Here is a 14655-nt window from a genome sequence, read left to right as displayed (position 1 = left end):
AACCTTTATGAAATCTCGAAGTTCGCGCGTAAGCCGTGTGGCGCTTTTCGCGGTGTTGATCGTTGTGGCCGCCATCGCCGTGCTTGGCGCGGTTCTGGTGGAAACTTCTCTCCTAAGCGCCCGCTCGGCGGCGGGCGGCGGCCATATGGCGTACATCGTCATCCGGTCGGGAATGACGGAGAAGGAGATCGGCGCCGAACTTCAGCAGAAGCATCTCGTGCGGCGCGGTCTTGGCTTCGTGCTCGCGGCGCGTCTCGACGGCCTTTCCGGCAAGATGAAGTCCGGGCGCTACCAATTGTCGTCGGCGATGACTCCGCAGCAGATGGCCGCGCTGATCGCGCTCGGCAAGACCGCGCCGGCTCCGCTCGTCGTTCCCGAGGGCTTTACGGTCGCCCAGATCGCCAAAAGGCTGGCGGCGCACGGCGATGTGGACGAGAATGAGTTCCTGCGTCTCGCGCAAACCAACGGGCGCTCGTTTCACGTCGATGGGTTCACCCCGCCGAACAATAATCTCGAAGGTTATCTTTTCCCCGACACTTACGACATTCCGAAAGGGACCGGCGCGCGCGATATTATCGCAATGATGCTGAAGGAGTTTTCGGAGAAAGTCATCGCGCCGCGCCGCGCCGAATTCCCCTCCGATAAAGTATTGCAGGATACGGTTACCATGGCGTCGCTGGTGGAGCGCGAGGCGGAAGTGGACTCCGATCGGCCTCTGGTGGCCGCCGCGCTGAGCAATCGGCTGAAGATCGGAATGCGTCTTCAGTGCGACGCCACCGTGCAATATGCGCTGCCCGGACACAAAACGCGATTGTTCTACAAGGATTTGCGGGTAGAATCTCCGTATAATACTTATCTGCACGCCGGTCTACCGCCCACGCCCATCGCCAATCCCGGCGTTTCGAGCATTGAAGCGGCCCTGCATCCGGCGCAGGCGGACTATCTGTACTACGTCGCCCGTCCCGACGGCCGTCATATTTTTACGGCGACATTGGCGGACCACAATCGCGCCGTGGCGCAGATGCGCGCCGCGCGCGCATCTCAGCTTTAGACAGCGCCCCGGCTTTTTCAAGGATCCACATGGCCAAACTCATGCAGCTGCTGACTCCGACCTGGGTGGTGGAGTCGGTGAAAGATGTCGACCCCGCGGCGCTGAAAGCGCGCGGGATCACCGCGATTATTACCGATTTGGACAACACGCTCGTCCCCTGGCGCCATTACGATATCGCGCCCGGCGTGATCGAATGGCTGGCGAAGCTGGAGGTCGAAGGCATCAAGATCTGTATCGCCTCGAACACGCTGCATATGGAGCGCCTCAAGCAGCTTGCCGACACGATGGGGATCCCGTTTGTGGATCGCGTCCGAAAGCCCCATACCGGCGGCTTCCTGCGCTCCATGCAGGCGATGGGTTCGGATTACGGTAACACGGCCGTATTCGGCGATCAGATCTTCACGGATGTCCTCGCGGGCAACCGCCTGGGGCTGAAAACGATTTTGATTCGTCCGCCGCTGTCGCGCGAGGAGTTCTTCTCGACACAGATGGTGCGCTATGTGGAGAATTACGTCATCCGCAAGCTGCGCGAGCAGGGGCAGTGGCCGGCCGCGCGCAAGATCGCCGAAGTGCTGGAGCATATGCCCGATCCCGCGACGCCGCAGGGCCGCACGATTGTCGCGTCCATCGTCAGCCTTCCGGCGCTGCTGCTCGGCGGCGCCGCGCTGTTCGCATACACGCTCTGGCGGCGCAAACAAAAATGACATCCCAGATCTCGGGCCGCACGCGCGTTGTCGGCGTGTGGGGCCATCCTGTCTCCCATTCGCTGTCGCCGAAGATGCATAACGCGGCCCTCTCCGTTTTGGGCCAAGATTGGGTATACGTTCCTTATACCGTGCATCCCGACCGGGTCGCCGCTGCGGTGGAATCCGTGCGCGCGCTGGATCTTGTCGGCGTAAACGTTACCGTGCCTTTGAAGGAATTGGTCCTTCCGCATCTCGATCGAGTCGATGAGGCGGCGGCGCGGATCGGCTCCGTGAATACGATCCATAACGATAACGGCGTTTTGACGGGATACAGCACGGACGGGGTAGGGTTCATCAGCGATCTGGATCGGCTGGGCTGGCCGTCCGCGAACGTGACGGTCGCGTTGCTGGGCGCGGGCGGTTCGGCCCGGGCGCTCGCTTATGCGCTGGCGGAGCGCGGGGGACATGTCGTAATCGCCAACCGAACGGCGGAGCGTTCCGAGGCGCTGGCGGCGCTGGTCAATCGCTATTTCCCGGAGTCGGCGTCCGTGGCGCCGTGGGGCGGGGCGGCGGGGCGGCCGATCGATCTGATGGTCAACACGACCTCGCTGGGAATGTCGCCCAATACCGAAACCGCGCCGGCGCTTCCCGAGAGCGCTTTCGAGGGCGTGGGTTACGTGTACGATTTGATTTATAAGCCCGCGGAGACGCGGTTTTTGGCGTCGGCTCGGGAAGCCGGCTGCAAGACGTCCAACGGATTGGGCATGCTGGTTCGGCAGGGCGCGGCCTCACTGAAGATCTGGCTTGGAAGCCCGGTCCCCTCGTCCGCGCTGGAGGCGATGGAACTCGCCGTGACCACGCCAGCGTAATAACTATGCTGGTATGAAATCGAGTGTTTGACGTTCAGTAATCCGGGTACTTGCGCTGGTAATATCGATGTGATATAATAAGGCCACAATTTATACCACACGATCTTGAAAGTGTCTCAAATCCCAGCTGCCTCGGCGTCTTGCGCGGATGTTTCGTTCTTTCTAAATAGTTCTATTTTTTTCGTTTTCCCCATTCTCGTCACATTGCTGATTAAGCGTGTCTATCGAGGATTTGCAGTGACCGAGCGAGACGGACAGGATGCGGGTGTTTGAGGAGGCAGGCTTTCGAAATGGTTATGCAAAAAAAGAGCCTAGGTGAAGTGCTCGTCGAAAAAGGCGTGATTTCTCAGGAGCAGTTCCGGCAGGCGCGTGAAGTACAGAAGAGCGCGCCGGGCGACCTTGGGAATATCATTCAAGACCTCGGATTTGCGTCGGAGCGAGAAGTGACGAGCGCCCGCGCGGCGTCGATCGGCATCGATTTCTACGATTTCTCGCGGACGCCCGCCGATCCGGCGGCGCTGCGAGCGGTGCCCGAACATATCGTCCGCCGATACAATCTGTTTCCGGTCAAGCGCGATTCGACGACCACGCCTAACAAGCTGACAGTTGCGGTGAGCGATCTTCAATCGAGCGAACCAGGCATACAGGACCTGCGTTTGGTCACTCGTTGTCAGGTCAAAGCTGTTCTCGCGACCAAGAGCGACATTGAGAATGCGATCAATCGCGCTTATTCTCAGGGCGCCAAACCGCTGAACGGCAACGGCGCGGGGCCGACGCGCACCGGGAATGGTCAGCAGATCTCCGGTCTGCCGGACATCATTAAGAACGAGAACAGCAGCGTGCCCGCCGTTCCCGGCGCGGAGGCGGAAGCGGCGCCGGGCTCGGCCGGCGTTCCCGCCGTTCCCGAGGGTGAAAGCGCGCTGGCGAAGGCGATCGGCCTGGACCTGGGCAGCATGACGGGCGACCTGCTGGACTCGGATGACGAGAACAGCGTCGAAAAGATGTCGGAGGAAGCTCCGATCATCCGTATCGCACACGCGCTCGTTCAGGAGGCGATCCGGCAGAAAGCTTCGGATATCCATATCGAACCGGGACAAAAGGGCGTCCGCATCCGGTACCGCATCGACGGCGTTTTGAACGAACAGATGACGGTTCCCAAGCACATCCAGAACCAGCTGATCGCGCGCTTCAAGATCATGGCGGACCTGAATATCGCCGAGCGCCGCGTTCCGCAGGACGGACGTATCCCGATCAAGCATGAAGGCAAGGACTTCGACCTTCGCGTTTCCTGCTGCCCGACGTTCTTTGGCGAAAAGATCGTTATGCGTATTCTGGACAAGACGAGCGTTTTGCTGGGCCTCAATAAGCTCGGCTTCTCGCCCGATGTTCAGACCCGGCTGGAAGAAATGGTCTCACAGCCGAATGGAATGGTTCTGACGACGGGACCAACCGGATCCGGTAAGACGACGACCTTGTACTCCATTCTGAACAAGATCAACTCGTCCGAGAAGAATATCATTACCATCGAAGATCCGGTTGAGTACCAGCTTGCCGGCGTATCGCAGGTGCAGATCAACAAAAAGGCGGGTTTGACGTTCGCCGCCGGTCTGCGATCCTTCCTGCGCCAGGACCCGGATATCATCATGGTGGGAGAGATGCGCGACCTGGAAACCTGCCAGATCGCCGTCGAAGCGTCCCTGACCGGTCACCTGGTTTTGAGCACGCTGCACACCAATGACGCCCCTTCCGCCGTTATGCGACTTGCGGATATGGGCATTGAGAACTATTTGATCGCCGCGACCGTTATAGGCATTATGGCTCAGCGCCTTTGCCGAAAGATCTGTTCGAACTGCAAGGCTCCGTATCAGGTGCCGGCAAGCGAACTGGTCCGATTCGGCCTGGTCGTCGAGAACGCCAACCAGATGGTGACCCTCTACCGAGGCGCCGGATGCGAGGAGTGCCGCCATAAGGGCTATAAGGGACGAATTGGTCTCTATGAGCTTCTGCAGATGAATGAGGAGATCGCTGAGCTGGTGGTTCGCCGCGCTCCGGTCGCCGACCTTCGTGAGGCGGCCAAGGCGAATGGAATGAAGGAACTGCGCGAAGACGGCCTCATAAAGATTTTGGACGGCCTGACGACGCCGGATGAAGTAATGCGCGTTGTCTTTACCGCCGGTTTCTAAAGTCTGCTGCGATGTTTGGGCCCTCCTGCCTGCGGTTTTGTCCGCGTGATTTTCGGCGGGAGGGCTTTCACGCCATTATTAGAGGAGTAAGCGATTATGTCTGAGACGATCGGTGGTCAGGGACAACAGCCGCCCTATAACCGACAGCCCGGCGTTCCTCAGCCCGGAGCGCAGCAGCGTGGAGGCTATGCGCCTCAGCCGCAGAATGGGGGGGGAGGCTACGCGCCGCCGCCGGGGCAGCAGCCCCCGCAGCAGGGTGGTTACGCCCCGCCCACGCAGCCAGGATACAGCCAGGGCGTGCCCGGCATGGAGCAGATGGCCGCTCCGCAGGTGAAGAAAAAGCCGATCGATCAGATCCACCTGGACGAACTGCTGGAAATCATCATCGACATGGGCGGCTCCGACCTTCATATCGCCGCCGGCATTCCGCCCGTTGTCCGCGCCAACGGCGCGCTCGTGCCGACGATGTACGAGAACTGCACGCCCATGGACGTGCAGCAGATGATGTACGCGATCCTGACCGACGAACAGATCCAGAAGTTCGAAAGCACCTGGGAGCTGGACTTCTCCTACGCGCTCCAAAAGCGGGCCCGCTTCCGCGTCAATATCTACAAGGATAAGGGCGCCGTGGCCGCTTCCCTGCGTTTGATCCCGACCAAAATCCCGTCCCTGCAAGACTTGCAGCTTCCGGCGATCGTCGAGAAGCTCACCCACACCAAGCGCGGCTTGATCCTGGTGACCGGCCCGACCGGTTCTGGTAAGTCGACGACGCTGGCGGCGATGATCAACCATATCAACACGAGCCGGTCCGAGCACGTCATCACAATCGAGGACCCGATCGAGTACCTGCATTCTCATAAGATGTCAGTCATCAATCAGCGTGAGCTGGGGTCGGACACCAAGAGCTTCCCGAACGCGCTGCGCGCCTGTCTTCGTGAAGATCCCGATATCATCCTCGTCGGTGAAATGCGAGACCTCGACACGATGCAGCTCGCGATCTCCGCCGCGGAAACCGGTCACCTTGTCTTCGCGACCCTGCACACCAACTCCGCCGCGACCTCCGTCGACCGTATCGTCGACGGCTTCCCTCCGGGACAGCAGAGTCAGGTGCGCTTGCAGCTCTCGAACAACATTCAGGCGATCATCGCCCAGCAGCTGATCCCGCGCGCCAACGGCCAGGGACGCGTCGCCGTCCAGGAGATCATGATCGCCACTCCCGCGATCCGGAACCTGATCCGCGAGGCGAAGGCGCACCAGATTACCTCGGCGATCCAAACGTCGGGCAACGTCGGCATGATCACCACGGACCAGGCGCTGCGCGATCACTATATGCGCGGCAACATCTCTTACGAGTCGGCGACTTCGCGCGCGCACAACCTCGAAGAACTGAAGAAGATGCTGGCGATCGATGCGAGTGAAAGCGGTTCTGGCGGAAGCGGTCCTGCGGGATATCAGCGCCCTCAGCGTTAACGCGAACCGTTTTGGAGCGAAACTCCGTTATTATTGTAAAATTGGGATCGGCCAAAAATAATAACCGAAAATATTAGAGGAAATTCGCGCCGCTTGCTGGCATAATTGAAGGCGAAAGCAAGCGGACTGCTCATAAGTAGCAGGCGAAGCATCCGTGCCCCAGCTGTGAAGGGAGCGATTGAGAAATGCCGACATATGCATATTCCGTCCGTGACGCCGCCGGCGTACTGCGAAACGGAACCTCGGAGGCGGAGAACCCCGATGTCCTCGCGAGGCGTCTGCGCGAGCAGGGCTTCGTTATCTCCGAGATCAAGCAGTCGAAGGCGAAGCGGGCCGGCGGCGGATCGTTTCTGGACAACCTCCAGAAGATCAAGCTGACCGAGCTCTCCATTATGTGCCGCCAGTTCTCGACGATGGTCGACGCCGGCGTTTCGCTGGTGCGCTGTCTGTCGGTTCTCGGCGAGCAGACCGCGAATGCGCGCCTGCGCCGAATTCTTCTGGAGATCCAGAAGGAAGTCGAAGCCGGCCAGTCGCTGTCGCGCAGCATGGGCAAGTATCCCAATGTCTTCAACAACCTCTTCATCGGACTTGTCCGCGCCGGAGAGGTAGGAGGCGTTCTGGAAGAAACCTTGCAGCGTCTCTCCACGTTCTTGGAAAAGGACGTCGAGCTGCGTCGCAAGGTCAAATCGGCGCTGACATATCCCACGATCGTCGTCATCGCCGCCGTCGGCATCGTCGTCGGTCTTTGTACGTTCGTTGTTCCGAAGTTTATCCAGCTCTTCAAAGACCTGGGCGTCAAGGAATTCCCGGCCCTTACTCTTGGCTTGATGGCGTTTTCCAACTTCCTGACAGGAAAATGGTACTGGTGTATCGCGATCTTCGTCGTGTCCAGGATTGCGCTTACGGCCTTCGTTAAGACGAAATTCGGCCGTTACGCCTTCGACCGTTTGATGATCAAGATGCCGGTCTTCGGTCCGCTCAACCATAAGGTCGCCCTGGCGCGCTTCGCGCGAACGCTGGGCACGCTTCTGGTCTCCGGCGTTCCGATTTTGCAGGCGCTGGAAACGGTCTCGGGCACGGTCTCAAATGTCGTCATGTCCGACGCCATTATGGAAGCGCGCGCGCGTATCCGTGAAGGAGACCGGATCGGTGATCCGCTGGTCAAGTCGAAGCTCTTCCCTCCCATGGTCATCCATATGATCTCCATCGGCGAGGAATCGGGTTCGCTCGACGCCATGCTGGGGAAGATCGCCGACTTTTACGAAGATGAAGTCGATGCGGCGCTGGCCTCGCTTGCCGCTGCGATCGAACCGCTGCTGATTTGTTTTCTCGGCGTCGCCGTTCTCTTGATTGTTCTGGGTATGTTCATGCCGATGGTCTCGCTGATCCAGAACCTGTCCGGCAGCGGCGATGACGACAAGGGCGGCGGCGATTAAAGGGAGTATTGCGTGAGTCTCTGGTTGTGGGTGGCTGTCGCCTTCCTTTATGGTATCGCCATTGGCTCCTTTCTGAACGTCGTGATTTGGAGACTGCCGCGCGGCGGAAGCGTGGCAAAGCCGACCTGGTCCTACTGTCCCCGGTGCGAGAATCGCCTGGGGACACTGGATCTGTTCCCCGTATTTTCTTTCCTCGCGCTTCGCCGGCGCTGCCGATACTGCCGCTCGCCGATTTCATGGCGGTATCCCGCGATCGAACTACTCACCGGTCTGCTGTTCGCGGCGGTGGCGTGGCGGTTCGGCGGCGTTCCCGCAACCATTTTCTATTGTCTGTTCACAGCGGCGATGATCTGCGTGTTCTTCATTGACCTGGAGCACTTCATCATTCCCGACGGCTTGAACTGGTTCGCAGCCCTGATCGGTTTCGCGCACAACGCGACGGCGATTTATCTGCATGAGCCGGGACAGTGGGGGACGATCTTTGGCGTTCGTATGCCGGCGTCGATCATCGGCGCTCTGGGATACAGCGCGATCATCTATGGGATTGGGCTGGCGTCCTATGTCGTCATCGTCGCGATGATCGACAAGAACAAGAGCTTTTTCGCCGCATTCTGGGAATATCTCCGTGATAATGTGCTCGACTGGATCTTGATTGTCGCGCACTATCTCAGTTATGTGATCCCCCCGCTTCGCCGCTTCGTCGAACCCGCGCCGCCGACTGAAGGTTTCACCGCCGAGGAGATCGAATCCGATGAAGAGGCTGGGGGAATGGGCGGGGGCGACGGCAAGCTCGCGGCCGCCATCGGCGCGAATCTGTATCTTGTGGCGGCGCTTCAATCGGCGCTCTTCGCAATTTTCATTGGCGCTATTGTCGGAATCGTCACGATCGTGCAGCAGCGGCGCAAACTGGGCGGCCGAACGGCGATCCCGTTTGGTCCGGCGATGGTGATAGGCGCGCTGGTCGCGCTCTTCTTTGGTTCTGATATGGTGGCGTGGTACGTGCGCAACTTTTTGACCTTCCCTGGAAGCCCATTTTCGCATACTCCAGGGATTTTATGGTAGGCCGAAAAAGATTTTAAAAATCTTTCTCCTTTCCGGGAACATAACAGCAGCCCGCGTCGTCAACCATAAGTTGATCTTGTCACTACACCCAGACAGCACGTTTCTCTGGTTCGTAGTACCGACCGGTTTCTCTGCAACGACGCAAGATACTATGGAATGTACGTATGAAAAAATCGTGTCGTCAAACTAGTCAAGCATTTTCTCTGATCGAGCTCCTCGTCGTGATAGCCATCATCGCGCTGCTCGCCGCCATTATCTTCCCGGTGTTTAACTCCGCGCGTGAGAAAGGGCGTCAGGCGACAGTGATCTCGAACCTGAAAGCAATCTCTAAAGGCATCGCCGATTATCGCCTCGCCAACCGGTCCGCCGCACCACCAGTCCTGTTTGGCTATGCCGTTCCCGCCGCGCTCACTGCCGCCAATCCAACGGCCTCTGGCCCTCCATTTGCTCCAATGGGTTCCGCTTATGGAATTGCGAAGGCGGCTGGTTTGTCGAACAAATATTTTCCCGGTCTGTATCCACGCTATATCAATGATGTTAGCGTCTTTACGGATCCAAACAACACAGCCGCTCCTGATGCTGTCACTCAAAAGACCGTGAATCTGATCGGGACAGATGGCTCTCTGACTCCGCAGTCAGCGACATTCTATACTGCTGACGCTTATGACCTTAATCCAAAAATCACCGGCGCCAGCGCGACCGATGATACAAATCTGATCGTGCGGTATCAGCCGGCTTGGGTTCCGTTAACTGGTCCTGGCGCGTTGTCCCCTGGAGACTACGCGCGGCAGCCGATTTTTCCGTCGCCTCCTGGCGACACTTATATTACCAGCTCGACCTATCACGTCAAGAATCAAAATAAAGTAATCGTGCTCTTCCAAAGCGGCAACGTGAAAGTTTTGGATGCGTCGGTTTTCGACGACAACGGCGGGAACTTTTGGAAACTCCATCGATGAAACAAACAGCAGTCAAACCGAAGTCAAATATCGCCGCCGGCGGGTTCTCATTGATTGAGCTTCTCGTCGTGATAGCCATCATCGCGCTGCTCGCCGCCATCATCTTCCCGGTGTTCGCGACGGTGCGTGAAAACGGCCGTCAGAAGACGTCGCTTTCGAATCTTCACGATATCTCCACTAAGCTTGAGCAATATCGTCTCGATCATAAGACGTACCCGCACAGCTTGTTCGGCGAAGCGCTGCCCGATACGTATCCGACCATTGGAGCGACCTATGCCGCAATGGACAAGGCTTACGATGTGGCGCAGGCGGCGGACGCGGCGAATGTGGCGAATCCCGTTCCTGGATATCAATCAGCCGTCGATCAATACTTCGACGGTCTATATCCGGAGTACATTCGTGATGTCAACGCGTTTACCGATGGCAACAATCCAAACAACGACTACACAAAGGTGCATAGTTCGGACACGATCTTTTTGAATACGGATGGCTCCATTCAGACCAAGACCGTTGCGTTTTACACCTCGGACGCCTACGACAGCAGCCCGCTAATCCTTGGGACGAATAAGACGGATCCAAATACATACGTGACACGATACAGCAGTTCCTGGACGGGGATTACCTCGGATGGCTCACCGGCTACTGGCTTGACGGCGAAAAGTCCCTCGGAGCAGCCGGCTGATGTTTACAAACGACAGCTGCGGTGGCAGAACCCGCCTTCGTCGACTTATGTGGCGTCTACCAGTTATCATGTCCCATATGCTAACAAGGTCCTGGTGCTGTGGGAAAGTGGCTCCGCAAAGGCCGTTGACGCCTCGGTGTTTTTGAACGCTGCTGGCGGCTCGGATTCCGTGGCGACGCCGACCGGTGCAGTGAGCGCCGCGAATTTTTGGCAAATCAAGCCGTAAGGATACAGCCGCCGACGGCTCGTGTGAGCGCTTATGAATTCTGTGTACGCACAAACTACTAACCGTAACGCCGCCCGGCGAGGAACATCGCTGATTGAGATCCTGGTCGTGCTCGTGATCCTGGTTTTCGGGATCCTTAGCGTGATTCGTCTCTTCCCGGCAGGCTTTCTCGTCTTCCGCGCCGCGCAAAACAATGGAGTCGCGCAGCGCATGGGCGGATCGCTTTTGGAAAGCGTCAGCAAGGACAACAGCGCCATTGCCGACGGCATCTATATCTACCGCGACGATATCGGCTACGATCCGACAACGGCGCCTGACGATACCGGTAAATGGAAGCTGGATCCCAAAGATCCGGCTTACATGGATATCAACAAAGCGCGCCGCGTCGTCAATGAGACGATTACCGTACCGCCTGCCCGCGCCGTCACGCCGGCGAATGGTCAATATAGCTGGGCAAGCGTCCATGTCTTGAATTACGGTCCCGCCGTCGTCAATCATATGATGCCTCGAGTTATCGACCCCGGTAACAGCATCACCGTCACTAGCGCGCCGTGGACCGCGCGCATAGCAAGCAGCCTTCCCTCAGGGTCGACAACGGACAATTCGATCACGTCGCAAGATGGAACCGCTGCCGTGGACGATCCTAAAGGACTGCTCACAAGCGGGAATTCTGAGTATCTGATCGATTATGATCGGCATTTGATTGCCGTCCCAAGTGCGTCCTATGCCCAGAGATTTGAATTTTCGGTAATGACGGACGCGGGCGTAGGTATTTGCGAGTATTTGGTTCCTGCAGGATTGGGCGATACCTGGGATGCGATGCCGGTTGTTAGCGTCGTAAACGGAGCGGCGCTTCCATTAACTGTCAATTGGATCAAAGGCTCGGCAGTCTTATACCGACCCTTTACGCTGCTGGATGGCGGCGATGCTCCGACTACCCCCAACGATACTATCACGAGTAAATGGTCTGCGGATCCTTACGAGTTCCAGCTTCGCAAAGGGAATGTCGGTCCAAGCGTCAATATGGGAGTTCTGGATTTTAACCCTCTGGGCGCAGGCGGTAACGGCGCTCAGCCGTTGAAAGCTCGCATCTCTTACAATGTTTACGACTGGCATCTTCTGCATGAAGATCGCGATTTACCTGTTGTCAGTGAGGATCGGACGATAAGGCTCGCGATCGACAATTTGAAAAAAATCGGTGACGCGCAGTACGATCAAACACTCTTCTCGGGGATCTTTGGCCCATTGGCTCCGGCGGATCTGATCATTTGCAATCTGGAAAACGGAGATAGTGAGCTTTTCAGCAGCTCCGCCAATGCCGTTGACTTAGATGGGGACGCCACGGATAAGACAAAAGTCGGGATCAGCTATAAGAATGGCCGAGTGACGTTTCCTAAGGCGGGAGCGGCGCCAGTCGACACCGTTTATAACGATCCGGCTGCGACACCCAACTCAAACGGCCTGCACCTGCGAATCTATTATATGGGACAGGCGGATTGGGGCGTCGCGATACAAAAGGCGCCGGCTTACTATACCGCCGCTACGAAGTCTAGTGATTTAACAGCGCCTCGTCCAGGTTACCTTGGGCCCGTCAATCTCTACGGCGTGAATGTGGATGCGAGCGGCAACGTTCAAGGCGTTGACTTTCCGTTCTGCGATTTTGGAAAGACGGTTTCGATTTCCGGCACAGTCAACTATTATGACTCGAGCGGCAATGGATACAGGGTTCCCCTGCCGACCACGAGTTCGGCAATCAATCAGCCGGTTATTTTGAATGGGAAATCCGTTGGCTTTATTCCCTTGGCGGGTATAGCGCAGTTAGCGAATTACGATAGTACGAAACCAGTGACCATTACCTCCGTTCGCGGAGTCTCCGCGAACGCGATTGTGGTCTGGCGTGAGAACGACCAGTGGAAGCATCGTGTGATCGACACGTTGCTGCCACGCACTCAATAATGCACACATTGAAGAGATTTATGCGACACACTAACGTCCATTCTGAAAAATCAGGAAACACGACCGCTCGCGCTGACGCGAGGGCTGGGTTTACGCTCGTCGAGCTGCTCGTCGTGATCGCGATCTCGGTGCTGCTTTTTGGCCTCCTGCTTAAGCCACTTGTGGATTCGCTCTCACTCACGCAGCAAGCGCAGGCGACCGCCGCCGCTCAGGACTCTGCCCGTAAGACGATGGAGGTTGTAACTCGTGAGCTTGGAAGTGCGGCCTATGTTTACGACAACGCCAGCCATCCTTTTGTCGGAGCATCCGCAGCGTCTGTCGATCCTAACACCGGATATCCTTATGAGCGTTTTAGCAACTTCCTGAATCTGGAGATTCCCAACTTTAATGTTGGGCAAACTACTTTTGGACACGCCTTCAACGCCAAACTGGACTTTGTGCTTCCGCGAAAGCAGTCAGGACGTTATGCGGACCCGACATTAGACAACGAGCCAATTGTCATCGAAACAGTCAATGGAGTTCAAGTCGTGCGTCCAACCGGTCTATTGCTGCCGATCGCGCCTGGAACGACGATGGTGCGTTACTTTGTTGGCCTCCAAAACCCGGAAAAGCCTTATCGAAACGTGCATGAGGGATCGGGCGCCTCCAATGGCGATGACAATACTTACGTGTTATATCGCGCACAGTTCAGACCCCAGGCGACAGACCCACAAACGGGTAAATATCTTTTGTTTGATGTGCCAGATGAGTCGGGCGCCACACCGGATAATCAGCAGTCGCCGATTTTTGATGATCCGGACTTCTTCCGGAAAGTCTCGACGTCAGATGTCAATTGGCTGGACGCCGGGCACAATCCCTATACTGCCGCCCAGGTAACAGCTCATAATAATCGGCTCGTGCAGTGGGAAAAAATTGCTCAGCATGTGATCGGCGCCCCTAAAGTTGATTTGTTGATGCTTCCGCACAATTCGGACGGCTCGATTGCTTATGACGCCTCGGGGACTTTCAAAGGGATTGCCCATTACGGCGCAATGCAGGATTCTGTTATCCCTACCTCCGCATATCCAGTCGTCAATACGAGCGTGACGTTCAAGCCAACTATTACCAATGATGCAACCCCGGCGACAAATACGGATTATGTTGGGGCCGGCGTGCCAGAGAAGGCGGCGGACAATAATGGTCTGCCATTCATTCCGTCTGTCTATCGCACGGAGGGTCAGGCTTGGAATCAACCTTTCACGATCAACTTTTACTCGGCGATCAATGGAGCTGCGGCTGATCCGAATGCTCTGCCTGCCGGAGCGAAGTATCGCATTGAGCGTTCCCCGATTGATAATACTAGTCTCGGCATTGCGGCTGGTGACTTGGTTGAATATTTCCTGTCGGCGACGCCAGCGGCTGTCTATAATGTGACATATGGAGCTCCGGTTAAGGGAATTGCGACTCCGGATTATGTGCCAGCTGTCGTTAATCCGGATAGCGGAACGATCTCGTTTGCCGTCAATGCATTGCCTGATCCAGACTTATACACAGGAACAGATCTCGAAATTCGAACGAAGCGAGCCAATACTTCGTGGGACACGACGGTTGGTCTGGCTCCGAGCGCGGCGAATTCTGTTGATCTTAAAGTATTACCAAAATCGCCACTCGTTACGGTGACGAACGCGATCGTGACGCCTGGATCGGTCCGGGTTTATGGGCCAAAGCGAGAGGCAATTCCAACAGCGAACCCAGGAGTGGCGGAGACGATTTTATATACGCCGGTAGGACCGGGTGAGTCCCCTGGCGACAATGAATATCTCGTGGACTATGAGCAGGGAACGATCTTGTTCAATCCTTCGGCTAATGGGCTGCCCGTCTCTATTGTCTGGCAGTATCAGTCGAACCTTACAGTTGTCGACCAGACTAAGCCGAGAGATTTGAGCAACCCGGCGGCGCCTATGAGCGTGCGTGTTGATTATCAGAGCCGCGATTTGATCGGTGTGACCATTGGAGTCAGGCTTTATCCCACCTCCGGTAGCCTGGCGCAAATCGTCAGCGCCAGCAGCAATGTCAAAGTTGGCAACAGCAACCGCTAA

General features: G+C 57.1%; 11 protein-coding genes. All 11 read left to right on the top strand.

What is annotated here, in order from left to right:
- The first annotated feature begins 7 nt into the window (after positions 1-7).
- The 11 genes from mltG (at position 8) to D5261_RS25370 (ending at position 14655) form a co-directional block, all read left to right on the top strand.
- Complete coding sequence (gene mltG, locus D5261_RS25420; RefSeq protein WP_119319340.1) at positions 8-1051, top strand: endolytic transglycosylase MltG; 1044 nt, start codon at positions 8-10, stop codon at positions 1049-1051.
- Between the two features lie 29 nt (positions 1052-1080).
- The gene (locus tag D5261_RS25415; protein ID WP_119319341.1) at positions 1081-1755 is read left to right on the top strand and encodes a YqeG family HAD IIIA-type phosphatase; all 675 of its coding nucleotides are present in this window, start codon (positions 1081-1083) and stop codon (positions 1753-1755) included.
- Positions 1752-2606 carry a shikimate dehydrogenase gene (aroE, locus tag D5261_RS25410; protein WP_119319342.1) on the top strand — a complete coding sequence of 285 codons (855 nt, stop codon included), beginning with the start codon at positions 1752-1754 and terminating at the stop codon, positions 2604-2606. The genes D5261_RS25415 and aroE overlap by 4 nt, the downstream gene beginning before the upstream one ends.
- A gap of 296 nt (positions 2607-2902) precedes the next feature.
- The gene (locus D5261_RS25405) at positions 2903-4789 is read left to right on the top strand and encodes a GspE/PulE family protein (protein WP_301002231.1); all 1887 of its coding nucleotides are present in this window, start codon (positions 2903-2905) and stop codon (positions 4787-4789) included.
- Between the two features lie 96 nt (positions 4790-4885).
- Entirely contained in the window at positions 4886-6259 is a 1374-nt protein-coding gene (locus D5261_RS25400) for a type IV pilus twitching motility protein PilT (RefSeq protein ID WP_301002230.1), read from the top strand.
- Positions 6260-6444: 185 nt separating this feature from the next.
- Positions 6445-7695, top strand: a complete 1251-nt coding sequence (locus D5261_RS25395) for a type II secretion system F family protein (RefSeq protein WP_119319344.1) — start codon at positions 6445-6447, stop codon at positions 7693-7695.
- Between the two features lie 12 nt (positions 7696-7707).
- Positions 7708-8757 (top strand): prepilin peptidase, encoded by a 1050-nt coding sequence (locus D5261_RS25390; protein ID WP_119319345.1) that lies wholly within the window; start codon positions 7708-7710, stop codon positions 8755-8757.
- Between the two features lie 164 nt (positions 8758-8921).
- Positions 8922-9713, top strand: coding sequence for a prepilin-type N-terminal cleavage/methylation domain-containing protein (locus D5261_RS25385; RefSeq protein ID WP_119319346.1), 792 nt, complete (start codon positions 8922-8924; stop codon positions 9711-9713).
- The gene (locus tag D5261_RS25380) at positions 9710-10621 is read left to right on the top strand and encodes a prepilin-type N-terminal cleavage/methylation domain-containing protein (protein ID WP_119319347.1); all 912 of its coding nucleotides are present in this window, start codon (positions 9710-9712) and stop codon (positions 10619-10621) included. Before D5261_RS25385 ends, D5261_RS25380 begins: the two co-directional genes overlap by 4 nt.
- Positions 10622-10654: 33 nt before the next feature.
- Positions 10655-12577, top strand: a complete 1923-nt coding sequence (locus D5261_RS25375; protein WP_125205774.1) for a type IV pilus modification PilV family protein — start codon at positions 10655-10657, stop codon at positions 12575-12577.
- Positions 12578-12597: 20 nt separating this feature from the next.
- Entirely contained in the window at positions 12598-14655 is a 2058-nt protein-coding gene (locus D5261_RS25370; RefSeq protein WP_119319349.1) for a type II secretion system protein, read from the top strand.

This window comes from Capsulimonas corticalis, assembly GCF_003574315.2.
In the GTDB taxonomy this organism is placed as follows: domain Bacteria; phylum Armatimonadota; class Armatimonadia; order Armatimonadales; family Capsulimonadaceae; genus Capsulimonas; species Capsulimonas corticalis.
This window is presented reverse-complemented; position numbering and strand designations above follow the sequence as displayed.

Excerpts from the sequence above, each read along its gene's own strand:
- mltG (WP_119319340.1), top strand. The coding sequence starts at position 8 with ATGAAATCTCGAAGTTCGCGCGTAAGCCGTGTGGCGCTTTTCGCGGTG.
- D5261_RS25415 (WP_119319341.1), top strand. The coding sequence starts at position 1,081 with ATGGCCAAACTCATGCAGCTGCTGACTCCGACCTGGGTGGTGGAGTCG.
- aroE (WP_119319342.1), top strand. The coding sequence starts at position 1,752 with ATGACATCCCAGATCTCGGGCCGCACGCGCGTTGTCGGCGTGTGGGGC.
- D5261_RS25405 (WP_301002231.1), top strand. The coding sequence starts at position 2,903 with ATGCAAAAAAAGAGCCTAGGTGAAGTGCTCGTCGAAAAAGGCGTGATT.
- D5261_RS25400 (WP_301002230.1), top strand. The coding sequence starts at position 4,886 with ATGTCTGAGACGATCGGTGGTCAGGGACAACAGCCGCCCTATAACCGA.
- D5261_RS25395 (WP_119319344.1), top strand. The coding sequence starts at position 6,445 with ATGCCGACATATGCATATTCCGTCCGTGACGCCGCCGGCGTACTGCGA.
- D5261_RS25385 (WP_119319346.1), top strand. The coding sequence starts at position 8,922 with ATGAAAAAATCGTGTCGTCAAACTAGTCAAGCATTTTCTCTGATCGAG.
- D5261_RS25380 (WP_119319347.1), top strand. The coding sequence starts at position 9,710 with ATGAAACAAACAGCAGTCAAACCGAAGTCAAATATCGCCGCCGGCGGG.
- D5261_RS25375 (WP_125205774.1), top strand. The coding sequence starts at position 10,655 with ATGAATTCTGTGTACGCACAAACTACTAACCGTAACGCCGCCCGGCGA.
- D5261_RS25370 (WP_119319349.1), top strand. The coding sequence starts at position 12,598 with ATGCGACACACTAACGTCCATTCTGAAAAATCAGGAAACACGACCGCT.